Source organism: Citrobacter sp. S39 (assembly GCF_009495675.1).
Taxonomy (GTDB): Bacteria; Pseudomonadota; Gammaproteobacteria; order Enterobacterales; family Enterobacteriaceae; genus Citrobacter; species Citrobacter freundii.
In genome coordinates this window covers 1-16392 of sequence record NZ_CP045558.1, presented here as the reverse complement: position 1 = coordinate 16392, position 16392 = coordinate 1, and the positions used below count along the sequence as shown (strand labels likewise).

Sequence of the window (16392 nt, the reverse complement as noted above, 5' to 3'; positions counted from 1 at the left end):
CTTACCTCATGCGCAGTCTGTAGACGTCTGAAAAATCAATGTCCGCCCCCGTGACCAGGCCAATCACGTCACCCTGGTTGAGGTACATCGTCGGCGGGATGTTGATGCTGTTTTCCAGGAGCGTTTTTGCCATTTCCGCCGTGGCCGCGCGGGTGTTCTCCGTGTAGTCCGTGTTGCGATCCTTGCCCGGCGACGAGCCGGAGGCCGCAGCGGCAAAGTCCTGTACCGTGCCGAGCAGGAGGGTATTACCTATCCGCTCCAGCCAGTGATTGTCTATCCAGCCCGCGACGCCGTTCTCGCCAAGCGCCCCCACGGCCTGGCTGTCAACCATCGGAATAACCAGGCGGCCGGGTTCCGGCGTGCGCAGCTCGGTGATGGCGAGGAACAGACGCCCCTGCCCGTTTTTCAGCGTGCCGGTGCGGTACAGGCCGCGCGCCTCAGTGCCTGCCGGGATAAGGCGCACGGCGTTGCTGGCGCTGTAAATGTCCTCGCTGATAAGGCAGTTAAAGCGCCCGCCCACGTCCGATACAAAGCGCTGCATCATCGCGCAGGGGATATGCCGGTCGGCCGGAATGTACAAATCCGGATCGAGGCCGAGCCGCTTCACGCCGGTAATGCGCGCCAGCCCGTTATCCTGCGACTGCCCGGCGGGTGTTGCAGAGCCTGGCGCGGACGCGCTGCCCGCAGGTGATACGTTACTGCTGGACGTGCTTTTCGGGGCGCTGCTTGCAGTGGTTGGGGCGCTGTCTGCCAGGGCGCTGACCTTGTCAAACGTCAGGGGGGGCGGTGATGCCTGCGGCGGCGCGGCGGTATCAGTCGGAGTAGTCTTCTCCTGGCCGGTTGTGTCTGCCAGCTGTCCCAGCGGGTTCAGATCCCGTCCGAGGTTATTGCGCTCGCGGGCGGGGGAGGTGGCGTGCGATTCCGGTTCATGGCTCGCGCTTTTTCCGCTGCCGTCACCCTTCAGTTTCGCCATCAGGTAATCCCCGCCGGTGGCGATAATGACCAGTAACACCAGGCTGATGGCGGCCAGCACGAGCGAGCGGCGGCTGCGGCGCTTCGCGTGCTGCACCACCTGTGGCTGTCCGGGTGGCACCGCGCCTGCGGCGGGTTTATCGCCGTCAATCTCTGCCCGCGCCCGCTCGCGGGCTTCCGCCTCCAGTTCGGCGGCGGTTTTAATGTCTTCCTGTTCGTTCATCATTTGCTCTCCAGTTTCACATCCGGTGAGACGGTGCTGCCGTTCGCCACGGTGACTTTCCCGTAACTGCCGTTTTCAATCCCCACGACCTGGCTGCCGTAGCGCAGCACAAAGCGTGGAGAAAGAGAGCGCAGTACCATCACCCGGTAGTTACCCTCGGTGCTGAAGGTCGGGGTGATCACCTGCTCGCTGCCGCCGACGATGACGGTCGGCGACGGGATCAGCTTCTGCGGTGAAAAGCCGAGATAGGTAAACCGGCCGTCGTCATACGCAAAATCCGGGGTGATCGACTCCGAACCTGCCGCCACCCTGCGGGTGTAGTTCCAGTTGCGCGGCGCAGTGGATTTCTTCAGGGCAAACTGAATGCGTTCTTTCTCCTGCGCGGCCTGAAGCTCCTGCTGACGGGCGAGGCGGGCTGCGTCGTTCTGCCTGCGGGTATCGTCGGGGTAGCTGAAGCGCACCACAAAGGCCAGATTTCCCGCCTCGCGATCGTTATCGATCACGTTCAGCATCAGGCTGTAGTCGCGCTTTGTGGTGGTCACAAACAGGTTGGTCTGCCAGTCCTGCTGCGTGGGGGTGAAAATCTTCTGGACGGTTTTGCCGTCCGCATCCGTTACCGGCTGCTTCACCGGCGCGGGGCTAATCCCCACGCGGTTACGGTCGGGTGTGATCGTCCAGCCCTGCGGAAAACCAGCGGTGGCGGTGATCACCTCCTCGTCGGCGTCAAAAACCAGCGTCGTGATGTAACCCGCCCGCGTGTTAATCACTGTCGTGTTCTGGCTGTTGTAGGGGATGTTCTGCATGCGGCTGTCATAGGCGCTGCCGCGCGGTGTCGCCGCCCCCCATGCTGACGCTGCGGTCAGCAGGAGGGCACACATCAGTACCTTATTCATCGCTTTTCTCCTTAAACCGCTGGTAACTGGTGACGATGAAGCCGAACGGGTTCACCTCGCGCTCGGAGGCCGTCATTTTCTTCTGCGGGAAATAGCGGTAGGTCATGCGCACCGTCCAGTAATCATACGTTTCGGTGTTGTCCTTGACCTTTCGAATGGTGCGCTTGATGCGCAGCATCTCCACCATGCTGGAGCCGGTGCCCTCTGACGGTACGTTGGAGAGGACTTCCACCGTGACTACATAGGCCGCCTGCTGAAACACAGCGTCCGGCGCGTCCGGGCTGTTAAACCAGTCGAGGTATTCCTTGTTGACCTCGTCGCTGTTGAACATCTGCGTCTCTCTGTAGTCCTGCTGAAGGGCGAAATAGTTGTACCCCTCGCGGCGCTTCACGTAGGACGCAGTCTGCGAGAGATTGAGCACCTCGGAGGTGTCCAGCTTGTCCTCGCCGACGGTGGTGACGCGCTCGATGCGCCCGGTCTGACGGTCGAGCGTGTACAGCTCCACGGTGGTGGTTTTGAGCGGTAGCAGCAGGATAAGGGCGGCAAGGGCGAAGACGAGCAGCAGACCGGCGAGCGCCGCCACGATCCAGCCCGCCTTTTTCATGCGCATATCCCGCTCAAGAATGGCGTTCTCAAACGAGCGCGAGTCGCTCAGGGCTTTGGCGGTAAGTTCAGACATGGGGGGTTAACTCCTGAATAATGGCCGGGGAATTGACCGGCTCCGGGTTGCCCGACACGGGCGGAAGTTGGGTGTTTCGCTGTGCGCAGCCTGCAAGCAGGCACAGCATCAGCAGCGTGATGCCGTATTTCATGGTGTTTTTCCTGTGGTAAAGACGTGACGAAGCCGCAGGACGCCGTTGCGGCGTCCCGCAGTTCAGTCAGACTGGGTTATCTCTGGTAGCGTTCCTGCATCCGCTGAACGGCGGCGCGGCTGCGGCTGCGCGCATCGCCGGTGGCGCGGGAGGCCGTGGAGGCAGACGAGGCCGTTGCGCTGCCGGTGCTGTTAAGGTTCTGTGAGGCTTTATCCCCCACCGCACCGGCTGCGGAGGAGGCGGATTGACGGGCTGAACCTACTCCCGACGCGGCAAGTGCCTGAGCGGCACCCTGTGCGGATGCACCGGCAAGCGCCTCGGCCAGCTTATAGGTCAGGACCATCACGGCGGCGGCACCCGCCGTGCCGAGGAAGACCTGAACGGCCAGAGTCAGGTAGTTGGCATCGGATGCTTTTGTGGCGCCCGCCAGGATGTAGTCCAGGTAATCCATTACCACCGTCAGGGCGATGCCGCTGAACAGGGATGTAAGGATGCAGCCCAGAATAATTCTGAGCCAGTTGCTGAACATATCCCGGAACCACGACCACATCAGGCAGTAGATAAAGATCGGGGCGGTCGCCAGCATCAGCAGCATCACCAGTTCGGCTATCAGGTTAATGATGGCCGTGATGCCTACCAGTAACATGACGCCTGCCCAGACCAGAAACTGCGCCAGAGTGCCTTTTAGAGCGACATAGGTTGAATCATCATAAGAGTAAAGCTTCTCCCCAAGTGCTTGAGCCTTTTCCCAGACGGTATCCAGCCGCGCCCAGATCGACGCGTCGCCGCTGAATCCGTCCCGCAGGCCGGTGATGGCATCCGAAACCAGATCGAGATAGCCTCCGGCGTTGGTGACGAAAATCATGATGATGAGCATCCGGCTCACGTCCCACACGATCTCCTCGAAGGGGCGGACTAGCTTGCCTGCCATCGTCTGGTAGGCGCGCCACGTGATGTACAGCGAGAGCACCGCGATGGAGAACAGGTGTGCCATCCACCCCCCCGTATCGGCGGCCACGCTGGTGAGCACGCTGTCAAACCCCTCCATGATGTGGCTGTTTAATCCGACGAATATTCCACTCATGGTGCGTTCTCCTGTCGCTAATTCAGGTCAGCAATAGGCTCTTGCACGCGAGCTTTATCAAGGTCTTTCAGGATTTGCTTATATCCTTCGGCAACATCAGGTTTAGCTTTTTCACGGTGAAGGGCGGAGCGTGCATTCTGGCAATCGGTGGGCACAAAATTATGATTAAAAATGCACTCCCTGTATTTCGCCAGCATGTCGTCATGGTGTGCCATATACCAGTCTACGGAGGTTTTATCCTCGCAGCCAGTAAGCGCGGCCACTGAGGCCAGAACAATAAAGGTCAGTGTCTTCAGTTTCATGGGGTCACCTGTTAGTTAAGGTCTGCGATTGGAGCTGTGCGCATTTGCTCGGCCTGCGCCTTTCGGCGTTGTTCGGCAAGCAGCTGGTTGCGCATCTCACTTTGTTTGACCGACATTTCCCATTGAGTGGTCAGGGCGTTCAGCTGGATACTCCGCGCGGACACTACGTTCGCCAGATCCTGCGATTCTTTACTGTCCTTCGCATTCTCGATGCGACTGGCGAGATTACTAATATCGCTCAGCGTGTCGGAAATTTTTTCCTGGATGTCAGAAGTGTCCTCGACGGACACCGCCTGATTGAGGAGCATCTGTTTGCAGCTATCCCGGTACGCCTCGCTGGCGTTCTCCGGGCAGTTGTCGAACAGTTTGTATTTGTCATACAGCCTGTTTAGTTCCCCAGCATAAGACCCGCCTGAGCCGGTTAACAGATCGTTTAAGGAAATCCCCCTGTTTTTCAGATTTTTAATGTCAGCCGTCAGGTTTTTTGCCTGATTCAGGAATGCCTGGACGTCCCGAATACCGGTGGCCGTTGCCAGCTGTTGTTTATAAGCGTTCATCTGCGACTGATAATGTTGAACCGTCTGCTGCCACTGCTGGAGCTTCTCCGCCCACTGCTGGATGTTGCTGGCGTTGGCTACTTCATCAAAAACGGGAATACCGGCCTGAGCCGGGACGTGAAAGAGACACAAGGCGACGGTCAGCGCCGTCAGGGTGGTTTTCAGTTTCATGGTGTTATCCTTTTGTGATTAAACGGCACGTCTCAGCATTTCGTCTTTCCAGTCTTCCGGCTTCATACCCTCCTGCCAGATCTCGTCAAAAATTTTCAGGTTGTCCGCACTGGCGCTGAGCAGCTTCGTGTAGCGACCTAGCCCGGAGAGGTCGAGGGTGATTTGTGCGATATACGGGCGCACGTCACCACGCCGCAGCGGAGATTTCATGATCACCATCTGGCGGGCGTAGGGGTCGAGGGTGGTCACGATGTCGTAAACCGCTTTCGGCACCCGCAGCATGTCCACGTAGTCGTACTCCTTCGCCTGCTGGTTCGCCATGAAGATGCGGGTACTACACTGCTCGATAATGGCCGCCGAGATCTCGTGCTTGCACATCTCCTCCGGCGACTGCGTGGCCGGGAAGAAAATGCCGTTGAGCTTTCGAATGACCTTCAGCATGTCGAGGGCGAATTTTGAAAACTCCGGGTCCTGAAGCCATTTCCAGAATTCATCCATGAAAATGACCAGGCGGCGGCCATCGAGGAGGCTGGTCACGCGGTAGAGCAGGTAGAAGGTGAGCGGGCTGCGCACGTCTTTGTCGTTCAGGAACTCCGTGCCGTCGATGCCGAAATTATCAATATTGTCGATATCAAAGGTGTCCACGTCATTATCAAACACCCAGCCAAACTCCCCGCCCTGCGCCCACTGCTGGAGACGGATGCGCAGCCCGTTCATCCGTGCGTCCTTCGTCGGGGCTTCATGCAGCACTTCCAGCATGCGGGTGATGCCGTTGCGACGAAGCTCAGGCGGGTAGTCCAGCATGATGGTGTCCACTGCCTCGCTGAGGCGTTCTTCATCGCGCGGGTCGAGCGGTTTGCCGTCCCTTGTGCACATCATTCGCATCAGCTTCTTGAGGAAGTTGCGGTTACGTTTCGTTGGAGCGAGCGCAAACGGGTTAAGGCCGGTCTTCTCGCCTGAACGGAAACGGAAGTACGAGCCGCCCTGGAGGCGTATCGACATTTCCGCCGAACGGTCTTTATCAAAGACCACCGAGGTGAAGCGCTTTTTCGTCGCCCCCGGCGCAAACGACTCAGGACGCCGGTATTTCTGCATCAGATGCTGGAACATCATCAGCAGGGTCGATTTCCCCGTCCCGGTACTGCCGAGCAGCATGGTGTTACCCGGCGGCTTCTCGCTGAACTCGTCAACATCGGCCTGGCTGTTGTGCAGATTCACGTACTGACATCCCCCGGACGGGGTCGGAACAACGGCAATCGCCTCCCCCCAGGCATTCCCGTCCCGCTTGTGCGGGTGAAAGTTGTGAAACGACACCATTTCGGCGTAGTTGAGGCTGCTCACCGGCACCAGACGCGGGCGCAGGTGATACACACCCGGCAACTGCGCGAGATACGCCGCCGACAGCGACTCGCGGGACAGGGTCATGATGAAACCGAGATCCTTCAGGGTATCCGCCAGGGTGTTGGTGTCCCGGATAACCTGCTCGCTGGTTGGGGCGCTGACAATAAGCGTCTGGTGATATTTCCCGAATGAAATAATGCCGGACTGAAGCATGTCGCGGGCGACCTTCAGGTCTTCCTGCTGGGAGATCGCATCATCCTCGGCAGACTTCAGGCGTTTCTCGATGGTGCGGATGCAGCCCCGCGCTTCATCCTTACCCATGCAGGTATAGGACTGCGTGAACACGTACCGGCAGCGGGCATAAAGAAGCGAGTCATACAGCCCGGTGATGGTTTCAGTGCTGTAATCCTTGATTTCCAGCCCGCGAAAGTAGCTCTGGCCGTCGGTGTGGCTGACCTGGCCAATGTCGGTGGAAGGGAAAATATCCGTGCCGCCCAGCACGTCATAAAACGGCGTGCGGGTGACGCGGACTTTCTGCCACCTGCCGGTGATCAGAAAGTTGTAAAACGCCAGCTGGGAGGAGAACACGTGCCCGTTCTCCTCATAAGTGCCAAGCGGCCGCGCCGCGTAGCGTGACAGCGCCGTGCCAATCGCTTGCCGGTGCTCCTGCATCACCTGCAGGGCATTGTCGAGCAGGGTTTTACGTTCGCCCAGGGACTTCTGTTTCATGGTCGCCCGCTCAATGCCGGTGTGCGGATTGAAGCAGACGGTGAAGAAGAGGCGACGCTGGTAGAAAGGTTTGCCCTCGCGGGAGGCGTAAAACAGACGCGCGATTTCATCTGAAAACGGAATCCCGGATTCACATTCAAGCGTGTCGGTAAATTCGTCGCTCACCAGATGGGTATAGAAGGTAACGGGTAGCCCCTCAAAGGAGCGGATAACGTTGTTGAGCTGCATGTCCAGGGTGGCGAGGTAATGTTCATCCTCGCATTCAAAAATGATACCGCCGATCTCCCAGGTGCTGACAAAGTCACCTTTTTTGTTCTTCACCACCTGCTCGTGCAGGTGGGAAGACCAGGGGAGATAGCGGGACAGCGGGATACTCTCGTTGAGCCGCATATGTTTTATAAACTCCGTAACGTCTATGGCGTCGTACTGGTTTGCGACAAGCGCCTTTGTCCCGAAATGCCGGGTCGCCGCGCGGTTGCCACGCGTTTTAAACGCCAGCAACTTCAGGTCAAAGAAATGAATGTCCTCTTTTGCCAGCCGTCTCAGCTCGATAAAGGCAGGTATGAGAAGCAGGAGAAGCCAGTAAAAACGTGACCAGACGGCCGCCAGGGTAAGGATGCACAGGGTGAACAGCAGGGGGACAAGCGGGACCCCCCACAGCGCCGCCGGTCGGGTCAGCGCCTTGTTGAGGATGGTCATGCTGCCTCCTTAGGCGGCGAAGTAGGCACCGAACCCGGACGCCCCGGCGAGCAGGACACCCGCCCAGAACACGCGCTGGAGATCGTGCCAGGCCTTGCCGTCAACAAGCATCTTGTAGGCGATAAAGGCCACCGCACAGCTGATAGTGACGACTGACATACCAGTTAGGCCGAGGAAGACCCAGTTAATGGCGTCACTGCCTTTCTGAAATGCCTGGTCAGCGCTGGCCGCCATTGCTGGAACAGCAGACAGGGCGGAAAATGCGGCAATCAGGCGGGTTGCAGCGGTTTTGATAGTACGTAAAGTCATGATCTCTTCCTTAATCAGAAGACACAGCGAGGCCGCCGCGCACGACATGTGGCGGATAAGCAGCGATGCTGGTCGGGGTGGTGTCGGGTGCCGGAATTACGCCGCGTATGACGCTATCCGGGTAAACAGTGTTGTCGGACGGGACGGCAGGCGCTTCCCCGGATGAGGGAGATGCTGTCTGCTGTTCTGCCCGCGTTGAGGGCACAACGTAGCCAATACGCTGTACGTAGCTTGTGTTGCCGAACGCGCTTTCCGGGCGCTGGCCGGTTTCAAAGTTGCCTGAGTAATAGCAGCTCAGGGCGCGCTGTAATGTTCCTCCTCGTTGATAGCAGTCGGTGATGATTTTCGCGGCAACAGTCATGTTGTCACAGGGGTTAAACATGGATTCGGCGCTTACGCCGAACTGCGGGAAGTTGGTGCTGGTTATCTGCATCAGCCCTACTGAATAACGGTGCTTTTTCTGCTTTATGGCCTCCACAATTTTTAGCGCCTCGTCTTTCGACGAAGGCAGATGAGAAATCACGCGGCTCCTGCCGCCCTTTACCGGGACAATCTCAGCGATGGCATATGGATTTAAGCCGGATTCGGTGCGGGTGATGTCGTGGATGGTATCGGGGTGAACGGCGGGAGCACACTGCATTGCGAGCTGAAACAACGCGGCAGTGGTTAACATAGTCAGTCCTTTCTGTAGAGCAGTACCTTACCGGTGGCACAGTCCGGGTTGATAAATAACTGAATGTCGCCCTGGCTGTTAGCTTGGGCAACACCGATTTTTGTAAGCGTCATTGCCAGCCGATCACCCTTCACCGAATACACGTTGTGCGTGTACTCGGTCATGGGGGTGAATACGGCTTCAAGCAGTGAGGCCGGAGCAGGCGTGATGTCAGGCATTACATTTCCTATTTTCCAGCAGTGAGGTGATTGCATCGATACGTCGCAGCCTGTCGGCAATAAGTACGGATACATCGGATTTTTTGAGTCCCTGCGCTTTCACAGTCAGGGTAGTGATTTCTGCCCGCAGGGCTGCCCGTTCAATTAGCAATTCTCGGACGTTATCCGGCAGCTCCCTGAGCGACCAGGTGCCATTAATGGCACGCGTGATACGGTCACGGGAGGAGCGTAGCGGCGGCTTGCCGAGAGTTGAATAAGGATTCTGACGCAGCGCCTTACGGCGGATGGTTTGCATGCTCATGGCTGTTTCTCCTGGGTATGAGTAAGCCACCCGCGTGCGGTGCACAGTGGGAGACAGGGAAGGATTAAACGGGAGGCTTAACGATACAGAGGAGTGAGAGTGTTACCCATTACAGGCGCGGCACGTCATCTCTTTACGCAGTCACAGAAAACACCTCCTTATCCTGACCGGGGAACGCCGCTGCTAGGTTATTAAAGAGCTAATGATTTGATTAATACAATAGTGCTTATAAGTTGGGTATTCAATAAAATTATAACTTATAGTATCGATTTAAGAATGATTCCAATTTTTAGGACTTTTTCAGCTGTGTAAAATGTTGGAGATGTTTGAAAAAATTGAAAAAAAATACTGGCAGGATAAAATCAAGAAAATCTCCAAATTCAGAGTAATAAAAATGCAAGATCTCGATGATGCAAAAGTGATAGAGGTACTGGCGAAGGTATTGACCAAAAAAGGTATTTCCAAGGTAAAGCACAATAGTTACATAAGTAAGGTGCTACAGATCACTACATCAGCGGGCTATAAGAAGTTGAATGGTGCGACCAAGTGGGAGGTTCAGCAACTCATAAAAGTAGTCCAATCCGTTGGCATGGATATGATTGAGTTTTTCCGTATTTATTATGAGGATAATAAAGAAATTCAAGATGCGATCTGGAACGATGGCCGCAGTGAACACTCTTGTAAGGTATGCCTCTATCCTGAAGGTTCGGAAGTAAACACAGAATACTCAGCACTGAAAGTAGCTGACCAATGGAACATTTTTCCGACAAATGATTTAAAAGATGAACTGCTTTATGAATCAAAACGAAGCATAGAAAGTATTGTCATAAATCCAAAGGTAATTAGCAGCACTAAGTATCGAATTGCACTACTTGATGACGATGCTAATATCACCGAAAGCTTAAAAGAAATCCTTTCGAACGATTATTATCAAGTAGATACTTATGATAACTTGAAAAAACTTACTCAAGCTGTCGCAACAAATCCGTATGACGCATATGTTTTGGACTGGATCATCGGTGATGAAACAAGCTTTAAGTTGGTTAAAGCTATAAGGTCGTCAAAAAATAAAAATGCAATGATAATCGTTCTTACAGGTCAACTATCTGGTATAAAAGATGATGAAATTGTAAAGTCAATTCATGATTATGACATTGTGGGACCATACGAAAAGCCGATTAAATCAGGCATCATCAAATCTAACATTGAAAAATATTTCGCCAGATAGATTATGAGAAATTTACTTGAATATTCCGGTAGCTTGATAAGTAACGATAGTTTGATCGTAGCACCTTACGATTGTCAGAAGCTAAGCTATGAAAATATTTTACCATTAAACAATGGTCTTATAAAAAACTGGAATATACAAAAATTCTCAAGTGATTACTCTGAAATAGAACACCTAAATGTGATCAATGGCATGGGAGTGACATTAGGTGATTCTATCGTCGGGATTTCTGTGCTGTCAGCAATCAAAAAAAAGAATCCCAAGATTAAAATTAAGCTTATTCGACCGGAGACTGCACCGTCATATGTTGAGGAACTGTATGAATTAGCATCCTCGGTTATAGATGAGCTTCATTACATGCCTTTTCATATTCAGAAATTGCCTTGTACTGCATTGAATATTGATGTGGGAAATCAGCTATATTCTCCAGATTTCCATATTATGGAAATGCATGATTATTTTATCCAAGGTCTTGGCGTGAAACTTGATGATGTTAACCATAATGAGCTATCTAATAAATGGTTAGGCAATATTGATCTCGGAGCGCCAGTTTTTGAAAACTACACACTTTTTGCACCTATTGCTAGCACAAAAATAAGAAGTATACCGTCGAAGTTCTATTATGACATAGTTGATATGCTTTCTAGGCGCGAAGGAAAAACGGTACTAGGTTTCGTGGATGTGAATCATAAAAATTATATTAACATATCAAAGTATTCACCCCATACGAAAGATTTCATAGCGCTAATTAAGTATGCTAGCAACGTTTATACTTGTGACTCCTCTGCATTGCATATAGCCGCTGGATTTGGTGTACCTACTGAATGCGTGTTTAATACAATACCGCCAGAATTAAGAACAAAGTATTACAGTAAGTGTAAGTCGATTTATGTTGGGAATAAAAGATTAGAAAAAATTCAGAGTAGTGAAGATTTCCAACTGGTTAAAATGGTGGAAAATAATTACAGGGAGTATCTTTATGGTTAAAATAATATCATTCTTATCCCTAATGCTTTTGTCAATTAGTGCATATAGCAATATTGGGGATATAGTTATAGATGGTTCAATCGCTAATGCTAACAGTGATAAAGGTTATGTGATTACTGAAAAGCAGTTTGATTCGTTCCCACGGGATACCATCGTAACGACAACACCTTGGACGCCAACCGGTAAAAAAGTAAAATTCAAGGGCGTCGACCTAAGTTATGTTTTAAAACTCGCTGGCGCTAATGGAGCAAAGCTAAAATTCCATGCTCTGAATGATTATGAAATCATTGTAGACATGAATGACGTTGAAAAATATAACATTTTATTGGCTACAGAAATGGATGGAAAAAGGCTTCAAATAAGGGATTTTGGACCTTATTTTTTGGTATATCCTTTAGATGAACATTATATTGAGCTTAACACGCCACACTATCTTGCACGGTTCATTTGGCAGATAGACAAAATTACGGTGCTCAAATGAAAAAAAATTTCTTTATCATTTTGGTTGCTCTGCTTTTGTTGATAGCATTCACTGTGTCTAGTGTTGTTAAGTACACCAGTCTTTTATCGGAGAAAAATTTATACACCGTCGCTGGCACCCAAGAAAACTACGGTTTCTCAGTGGCAAAATTCATTATACAGTTGAATGAGCTTTACACGCTAATCAATAGCGATAATACTATTGACGATGTTAGGCTTAAATTCGATATCCTTTATTCTCGTTTGAATGTTATTTATGTAAAGAGTGAGGCGACTGCACCTCTATATAAACAGCAAGGCTATGAAGAAACAATTGATTCGATAAACAAAAAGCTTGAAGACATAGACGGGCTGCTTTCGCATAATCACCCTGATTATAAAAAAATAAGTACAATCATAGCTGATATAAAACCGCTAACTAAAACCGTTACAAATCTTGCTGATATGGCTGAAATAGCACAAAGGAATGACGCTCTTAAAGATTTCAGGAGCAAACGTCAGCAGTTATGGACTCTGCTTTTTATTACAGGTGGGTTGATTTCCTTACTTCTTTTTGTCCTATTTATTTACATAAGTAAAATTAACCGATTGTTACTATCAGAACGGGCTGCTTTTGCCAGTAAAAATGCATTTTTAGGTATGGTAGGCCATGAACTCAGAACATCTTTACAGGCAATAGTGTCTATCATTGATGTCGTAACCAATAATCTGAGTGGAGGGATTAAATCTGGTCAGATAGAACGACTTGAAACTGCTGTTTCGAAAATGGAGCGCCAGTTAAATGATTTGGCTGAATTTGCAAAAATTGACAACGGATCTGTAGAGATAAAAAACACCTATAATAGCTTGCAAGCAATTGTTACTAACGCTGTGCAGGATTGCATTGCTATTTATGAAAAAAAGGATGTCACAGTTAAAATAAAAAACAATAATGATGCAGTGATTTTTACAGATGCTCTACGCCTTAATCAAGTAATTGAAAACTTAACCAGTAACGCTATTAAGTACACTGAGCGCGGGGAAGTTAATGTAGATTACTTTATAGAAAAAGGTAAGGTATTAAATATTGTCATTTCTGATACCGGAAAGGGAATCCCTAAAGACAAACTAAAGTTCATATTTAAACCATTTACACGAGTTGTAGATTCGAAATCCACTGTACCTGGATTTGGGATGGGACTTGCTATTGTTGCAGGGATAATCAGACTATTAAAAGGTACTATTCATATATCTAGTGAAGTAAATGTAGGTACAACTGTTACAGTGAGAATACCTATCAAGTTGGGAGATAGCAGCCTTGCAACAGCTGAGGTATCTGCTTCAGCTCCCGGAGATGTCTTCGGCGTTCTTAGCTTGCTTGTTATTGATGATAATGAAATGGCCTGTTCGTCTCTTTCCAGTCTGCTTACTAATGCTGGATACATTGTCGAGGCTACAACCTCGCCTGAACGAGCCCTGGAAAAGCTTCTGCGTAAACCTTATGACGTTGTCCTGAGTGATTTACAAATGCCAGGCATGACAGGTGATGAGCTGTATGCAACTGTTAGTAGCAGTCAGAATCCTAATCGATCCACGCCTTTCATATTCATCAGCGCATACAGTGATGCACACTCTATCGGACAGGCTCCTTTGTTAACTAAACCTGTCAGGTTAAAAGATATAAACCTTAAAATACATGAGGTTATGTCAAATCAAGGACGAGTCAAAAGTGAGTAGGCATTGTCGTAATATTTGCGATTATAGCTTTGGTGTTCTCGATCGTTGCGAATTTTGAAAATTTGTGGAGTCAAATGGCGCCGAAAGCCCGGCGTAGCCGGTTACCTGGCTATAAACTCTGCCACCCTACCCCCTGCCCTGATTAGCCTTAACCCGCTTACAGCAATGAAGAAGTAAAAGTAATCCCTTTTAACCCCGGTGAGCGGGCTTTACGGCGTTTACGACGTAAAGGGCGTGATTTCCGGGGCCTTAGCGGCGGCAGCTTGCTGCTGACGCTTAGGGGGATGTTCTTCAGTTATTTCAGCGACACCAGGGAACTTAACACGGTAGTTGCAAAGCTATACCCGCTAAAAATGTCTCAGATGCCTCTGTACGCGGTCGGAGTGGTCCCGGCAAGGCGTCAGCCGCAGCCGGGGCGTATCTCCGCGTTAGCGGGCCGAAGGGCCGCTTACGAGCGTGTACCCGACAACTGACCGCAGCTCCACCCACAGCGATGAAGAAGAGTAGTTACAACACCCATCATTAAAAGCGACACTACTCCCGGCCTTCGGCCGGGGGCGGCGGCGCTTTTCAGTGGTGGGGAGGGGCACCCGGCCGGCAAACCGGCGCCGGTTTTATGATGAGCTTTCTTTTGAATGCTGTAACTAATTTGGTTCTCCGGTCGGGGCCCTTCGCGAAGCGATGGGAGCTCTTTCTGATGTTGCCGAACCGGCGCGACCGTCAGGTCGCTGCAAGAGCGGGCATTCTCCGGAGCCTGTCCACAGGGTAGGCGATGAAGAGGTTATGTGTTTACAGGATTTATTAAAGGATCTTTAAAAGAGATACAGAACTGGTGTTTAAAAGGAACTACGCGCCCTGAAAGACCGACGGCAGGCTCAGAAGATGCTCCAGCGTGGCCATAGTACGTTCACCGAAGACGTGTGCAACAACCGTCCTCCGTATCCTGTCATACGCGTAAAACAACCAGCGCTGGCGTGATTTAGCGCCGACGTAACCCCACTGTTCGTCCATTTCCGCGCAAACAATGACGTCACTGCCCGGTTGTATGCGTGAGTTTACCGACTGCGGCCTGAGAGGCGGTGTAAGTGAACTGTAGCTGCCATGTTTTACGGCAGTGAGAGCAGAGATAGCGCTGATGTCCGGCAGTACTTTTACCGTTACGCACCACGCCTTCAGTAGCTGAGCAGGAGGGACAACTGATGGAGATGGAAGCCACGGGAGCACCTCAAAACCACCATCATACACTAAATCAGTAAGTTGGCAGCATCACCGTAATCGTACAGCTAAGAACAAGTGCTTCAAGTCTACTTATTAAAATGTACCTTTGAAAAAGTAGACTTTCTGCGGTACGCTCTGACAGTAAGTTTGCCCCCGATTTTTTACGCAGCGCGCCGGACGGAGCCCGACATGATCCTGATTCCCGATGACGAACCGGAGCTGAGTCTGCCCGCAGCCAGTGAGGAATTCCTGCCGGCGCTGTCAGGTGAGAATGCCCCGGTCAGCCCGGCCCGGGCCTACCTGCTTTCACTCAATTCCCACCGCAGCCGGCAGACCATGGCCTCGTTCCTGAACATCGTCGCCGTTATGCTCGGAGCTGCCTCCCTGGAGTCCTGCAGCTGGGGCAGCCTGCGGCGCCATCACGTGATGGCCGTGACCGAACTGCTGCGCGACACCGGCCGGGCCACCGCCACCGTCAACACCTATCTTTCGGCACTCAAGGGCGTGGCGAAGGAAGCCTGGATGCTCCGGCTCATGGATGTGGAGAGCTTCCAGCATATCCGGGCGGTCCGTAACCTGCGCGGCAGTCGGCTGCCCAGCGGTCGGGCGCTGCCCCAGGGGGAGATCCGCGCCCTGTTTGCCGTCTGTGAAGCCGATCGCAGCTGCCTCGGGGCGCGGGATGCAGCGATGCTGGCGGTCATTCTCGGCTGCGGCCTGCGACGATCCGAAGTAGTGAGCCTGGATTTGCGTGACGTTGTCACTCAGGACCGTGCGCTTAGAGTGCTGGGTAAGGGAAACAAGGAGCGACTGGCATATGTCCCGGCCGGTGCCTGGCAGCGGCTGCAGATCTGGATCGATGAGATCCGGGGCGAGACCCCGGGCCCGCTGTTCACACGCATCCGTCGTTTCGGGGATGTGACTCTAAACCGGCTAACCGACCAGGCGGTGTACCATATCCTGCAGGTGCGCCAGGGTCAGGCCGGCATCACGAAATGTTCTCCACACGATCTGAGGCGAACCTTCGCCACCGCGATGCTGGATAACGGGGAGGATTTAATTACCGTGAAGGATGCGATGGGCCACGCGAGCGTCACCACCACCCAGCAGTATGACCGTCGCGGGGAGCAACGCCTGCAGGACGCGCGGGATAGACTCAACCTTATTTAGGGCTAAGTAAACACAAACAAGGGGGCTGTACCCCCTCTAATTTTACATTAACACGATACTCGACAGACTTTCCCAGTCGTAGTCAGCAACCATCGCCCGATGGAGGCTGGGATAAATGCTGACAGCCCGACGTGAAGCAAAAGGCTCTCGCCGCTGGCATGGCTTAATGTCGCGGTCCCCTCAATCACTAACACAATTTCAGCGCTGGATGTCATTACCGTTTGATTGTTCACCGCAGTGAAAATACTGAAATGGAAATCCTCAACAGGAATAGGATAGCGCGCTTCTGCGGCGTGCTGTTCCGGTAACATA

At 52.2% G+C, this 16392-nt stretch carries 18 protein-coding genes and 1 pseudogene; 5 read left to right on the top strand and 14 right to left on the bottom strand.

The annotated features are described in order from the left end of the window. Position 1: 1 nt before the first annotated feature. The 12 genes from virB10 to GFB57_RS25530 form a co-directional block, all read right to left on the bottom strand. Positions 2–1198, bottom strand: a complete 1197-nt coding sequence (virB10, locus tag GFB57_RS25585) for a VirB10/TraB/TrbI family type IV secretion system protein (protein ID WP_000980841.1) — start codon at positions 1196–1198, stop codon at positions 2–4. After that, complete coding sequence (gene virB9, locus GFB57_RS25580; RefSeq protein WP_001045307.1) at positions 1195–2088, bottom strand: P-type conjugative transfer protein VirB9; 894 nt, start codon at positions 2086–2088, stop codon at positions 1195–1197. Before virB9 ends, virB10 begins: the two co-directional genes overlap by 4 nt. Then, positions 2081–2767 (bottom strand): type IV secretion system protein, encoded by a 687-nt coding sequence (locus tag GFB57_RS25575; RefSeq protein ID WP_001293055.1) that lies wholly within the window; start codon positions 2765–2767, stop codon positions 2081–2083. The genes virB9 and GFB57_RS25575 overlap by 8 nt, the downstream gene beginning before the upstream one ends. After that, entirely contained in the window at positions 2760–2900 is a 141-nt protein-coding gene (locus GFB57_RS25570) for a hypothetical protein (protein ID WP_000873539.1), read from the bottom strand. Before GFB57_RS25570 ends, GFB57_RS25575 begins: the two co-directional genes overlap by 8 nt. Before the next feature lie 76 nt (positions 2901–2976). Then, positions 2977–3984 carry a type IV secretion system protein gene (locus GFB57_RS25565; RefSeq protein WP_032201037.1) on the bottom strand — a complete coding sequence of 336 codons (1008 nt, stop codon included), beginning with the start codon at positions 3982–3984 and terminating at the stop codon, positions 2977–2979. A 17-nt stretch (positions 3985–4001) separates the two neighbouring features. Then, on the bottom strand, positions 4002–4286 hold the full coding sequence (locus tag GFB57_RS25560) for an EexN family lipoprotein (protein WP_000769859.1): 285 nt from the start codon (positions 4284–4286) through the stop codon (positions 4002–4004). 11 nt (positions 4287–4297) lie between these two features. Next, positions 4298–5014, bottom strand: a complete 717-nt coding sequence (locus GFB57_RS25555) for a type IV secretion system protein (RefSeq protein WP_000770034.1) — start codon at positions 5012–5014, stop codon at positions 4298–4300. Positions 5015–5032: 18 nt separating this feature from the next. Beyond that, positions 5033–7783: a VirB3 family type IV secretion system protein gene (locus GFB57_RS25550; protein WP_032201036.1), complete on the bottom strand. Its 2751-nt coding sequence runs from the start codon at positions 7781–7783 to the stop codon at positions 5033–5035. A 9-nt stretch (positions 7784–7792) separates the two neighbouring features. Continuing rightward, a complete protein-coding gene (locus tag GFB57_RS25545) occupies positions 7793–8092 on the bottom strand; it encodes a TrbC/VirB2 family protein (protein ID WP_000175462.1) in 300 nt (99 codons plus the stop codon). Positions 8093–8102: 10 nt separating this feature from the next. Beyond that, positions 8103–8765, bottom strand: coding sequence for a lytic transglycosylase domain-containing protein (locus GFB57_RS25540; RefSeq protein ID WP_000958205.1), 663 nt, complete (start codon positions 8763–8765; stop codon positions 8103–8105). A gap of 2 nt (positions 8766–8767) precedes the next feature. Further along, complete coding sequence (locus GFB57_RS25535) at positions 8768–8983, bottom strand: hypothetical protein (RefSeq protein ID WP_001112907.1); 216 nt, start codon at positions 8981–8983, stop codon at positions 8768–8770. Further along, positions 8976–9284, bottom strand: coding sequence for a hypothetical protein (locus GFB57_RS25530; RefSeq protein WP_064195765.1), 309 nt, complete (start codon positions 9282–9284; stop codon positions 8976–8978). The genes GFB57_RS25535 and GFB57_RS25530 overlap by 8 nt, the downstream gene beginning before the upstream one ends. Positions 9285–9597: 313 nt before the next feature. On the opposite strand from GFB57_RS25530, the gene GFB57_RS25525 reads away from it, so the two are divergent. The 4 genes from GFB57_RS25525 to GFB57_RS25510 are packed head-to-tail and all read left to right on the top strand — an operon-like array spanning position 9598 to position 13695. Then, positions 9598–10512: a helix-turn-helix domain-containing protein gene (locus GFB57_RS25525; protein WP_000891983.1), complete on the top strand. Its 915-nt coding sequence runs from the start codon at positions 9598–9600 to the stop codon at positions 10510–10512. Positions 10513–10515: 3 nt separating this feature from the next. Continuing rightward, the gene (locus tag GFB57_RS25520; protein ID WP_032201035.1) at positions 10516–11499 is read left to right on the top strand and encodes a hypothetical protein; all 984 of its coding nucleotides are present in this window, start codon (positions 10516–10518) and stop codon (positions 11497–11499) included. After that, complete coding sequence (locus GFB57_RS25515) at positions 11492–11980, top strand: molybdopterin-dependent oxidoreductase (RefSeq protein ID WP_000238872.1); 489 nt, start codon at positions 11492–11494, stop codon at positions 11978–11980. The genes GFB57_RS25520 and GFB57_RS25515 overlap by 8 nt, the downstream gene beginning before the upstream one ends. Next, a complete protein-coding gene (locus GFB57_RS25510) occupies positions 11977–13695 on the top strand; it encodes a hybrid sensor histidine kinase/response regulator (RefSeq protein WP_000739198.1) in 1719 nt (572 codons plus the stop codon). The genes GFB57_RS25515 and GFB57_RS25510 overlap by 4 nt, the downstream gene beginning before the upstream one ends. An 858-nt stretch (positions 13696–14553) precedes the next feature. Here GFB57_RS25510 and GFB57_RS25505 read toward each other — a convergent pair. Beyond that, positions 14554–14911: pseudogene (locus GFB57_RS25505) on the bottom strand (IS1 family transposase); the annotation flags it as partial. 191 nt (positions 14912–15102) lie between these two features. On the opposite strand from GFB57_RS25505, the gene GFB57_RS25500 reads away from it, so the two are divergent. Continuing rightward, positions 15103–16080 carry a tyrosine-type recombinase/integrase gene (locus tag GFB57_RS25500; protein WP_000600827.1) on the top strand — a complete coding sequence of 326 codons (978 nt, stop codon included), beginning with the start codon at positions 15103–15105 and terminating at the stop codon, positions 16078–16080. Between the two features lie 47 nt (positions 16081–16127). Here GFB57_RS25500 and GFB57_RS25495 read toward each other — a convergent pair whose 3' ends face one another. Further along, positions 16128–16391: a hypothetical protein gene (locus tag GFB57_RS25495; protein WP_001531263.1), complete on the bottom strand. Its 264-nt coding sequence runs from the start codon at positions 16389–16391 to the stop codon at positions 16128–16130. Between the last annotated feature and the right edge of the window lies 1 nt (position 16392).

Coding starts and splice junctions, on each gene's coding strand:
- GFB57_RS25495 (WP_001531263.1), bottom strand. CDS start 16,391: ATGTTACCGGAACAGCACGCCGCAGAAGCGCGCTATCCTATTCCTGTT.
- GFB57_RS25570 (WP_000873539.1), bottom strand. CDS start 2,900: ATGAAATACGGCATCACGCTGCTGATGCTGTGCCTGCTTGCAGGCTGC.
- GFB57_RS25500 (WP_000600827.1), top strand. CDS start 15,103: ATGATCCTGATTCCCGATGACGAACCGGAGCTGAGTCTGCCCGCAGCC.
- GFB57_RS25525 (WP_000891983.1), top strand. CDS start 9,598: ATGTTGGAGATGTTTGAAAAAATTGAAAAAAAATACTGGCAGGATAAA.
- GFB57_RS25545 (WP_000175462.1), bottom strand. CDS start 8,092: ATGACTTTACGTACTATCAAAACCGCTGCAACCCGCCTGATTGCCGCA.
- GFB57_RS25530 (WP_064195765.1), bottom strand. CDS start 9,284: ATGAGCATGCAAACCATCCGCCGTAAGGCGCTGCGTCAGAATCCTTAT.
- virB10 (WP_000980841.1), bottom strand. CDS start 1,198: ATGATGAACGAACAGGAAGACATTAAAACCGCCGCCGAACTGGAGGCG.
- GFB57_RS25575 (WP_001293055.1), bottom strand. CDS start 2,767: ATGTCTGAACTTACCGCCAAAGCCCTGAGCGACTCGCGCTCGTTTGAG.
- GFB57_RS25510 (WP_000739198.1), top strand. CDS start 11,977: ATGAAAAAAAATTTCTTTATCATTTTGGTTGCTCTGCTTTTGTTGATA.
- GFB57_RS25535 (WP_001112907.1), bottom strand. CDS start 8,983: ATGCCTGACATCACGCCTGCTCCGGCCTCACTGCTTGAAGCCGTATTC.
- GFB57_RS25515 (WP_000238872.1), top strand. CDS start 11,492: ATGGTTAAAATAATATCATTCTTATCCCTAATGCTTTTGTCAATTAGT.
- virB9 (WP_001045307.1), bottom strand. CDS start 2,088: ATGAATAAGGTACTGATGTGTGCCCTCCTGCTGACCGCAGCGTCAGCA.
- GFB57_RS25555 (WP_000770034.1), bottom strand. CDS start 5,014: ATGAAACTGAAAACCACCCTGACGGCGCTGACCGTCGCCTTGTGTCTC.
- GFB57_RS25560 (WP_000769859.1), bottom strand. CDS start 4,286: ATGAAACTGAAGACACTGACCTTTATTGTTCTGGCCTCAGTGGCCGCG.
- GFB57_RS25565 (WP_032201037.1), bottom strand. CDS start 3,984: ATGAGTGGAATATTCGTCGGATTAAACAGCCACATCATGGAGGGGTTT.
- GFB57_RS25550 (WP_032201036.1), bottom strand. CDS start 7,783: ATGACCATCCTCAACAAGGCGCTGACCCGACCGGCGGCGCTGTGGGGG.
- GFB57_RS25540 (WP_000958205.1), bottom strand. CDS start 8,765: ATGTTAACCACTGCCGCGTTGTTTCAGCTCGCAATGCAGTGTGCTCCC.
- GFB57_RS25520 (WP_032201035.1), top strand. CDS start 10,516: ATGAGAAATTTACTTGAATATTCCGGTAGCTTGATAAGTAACGATAGT.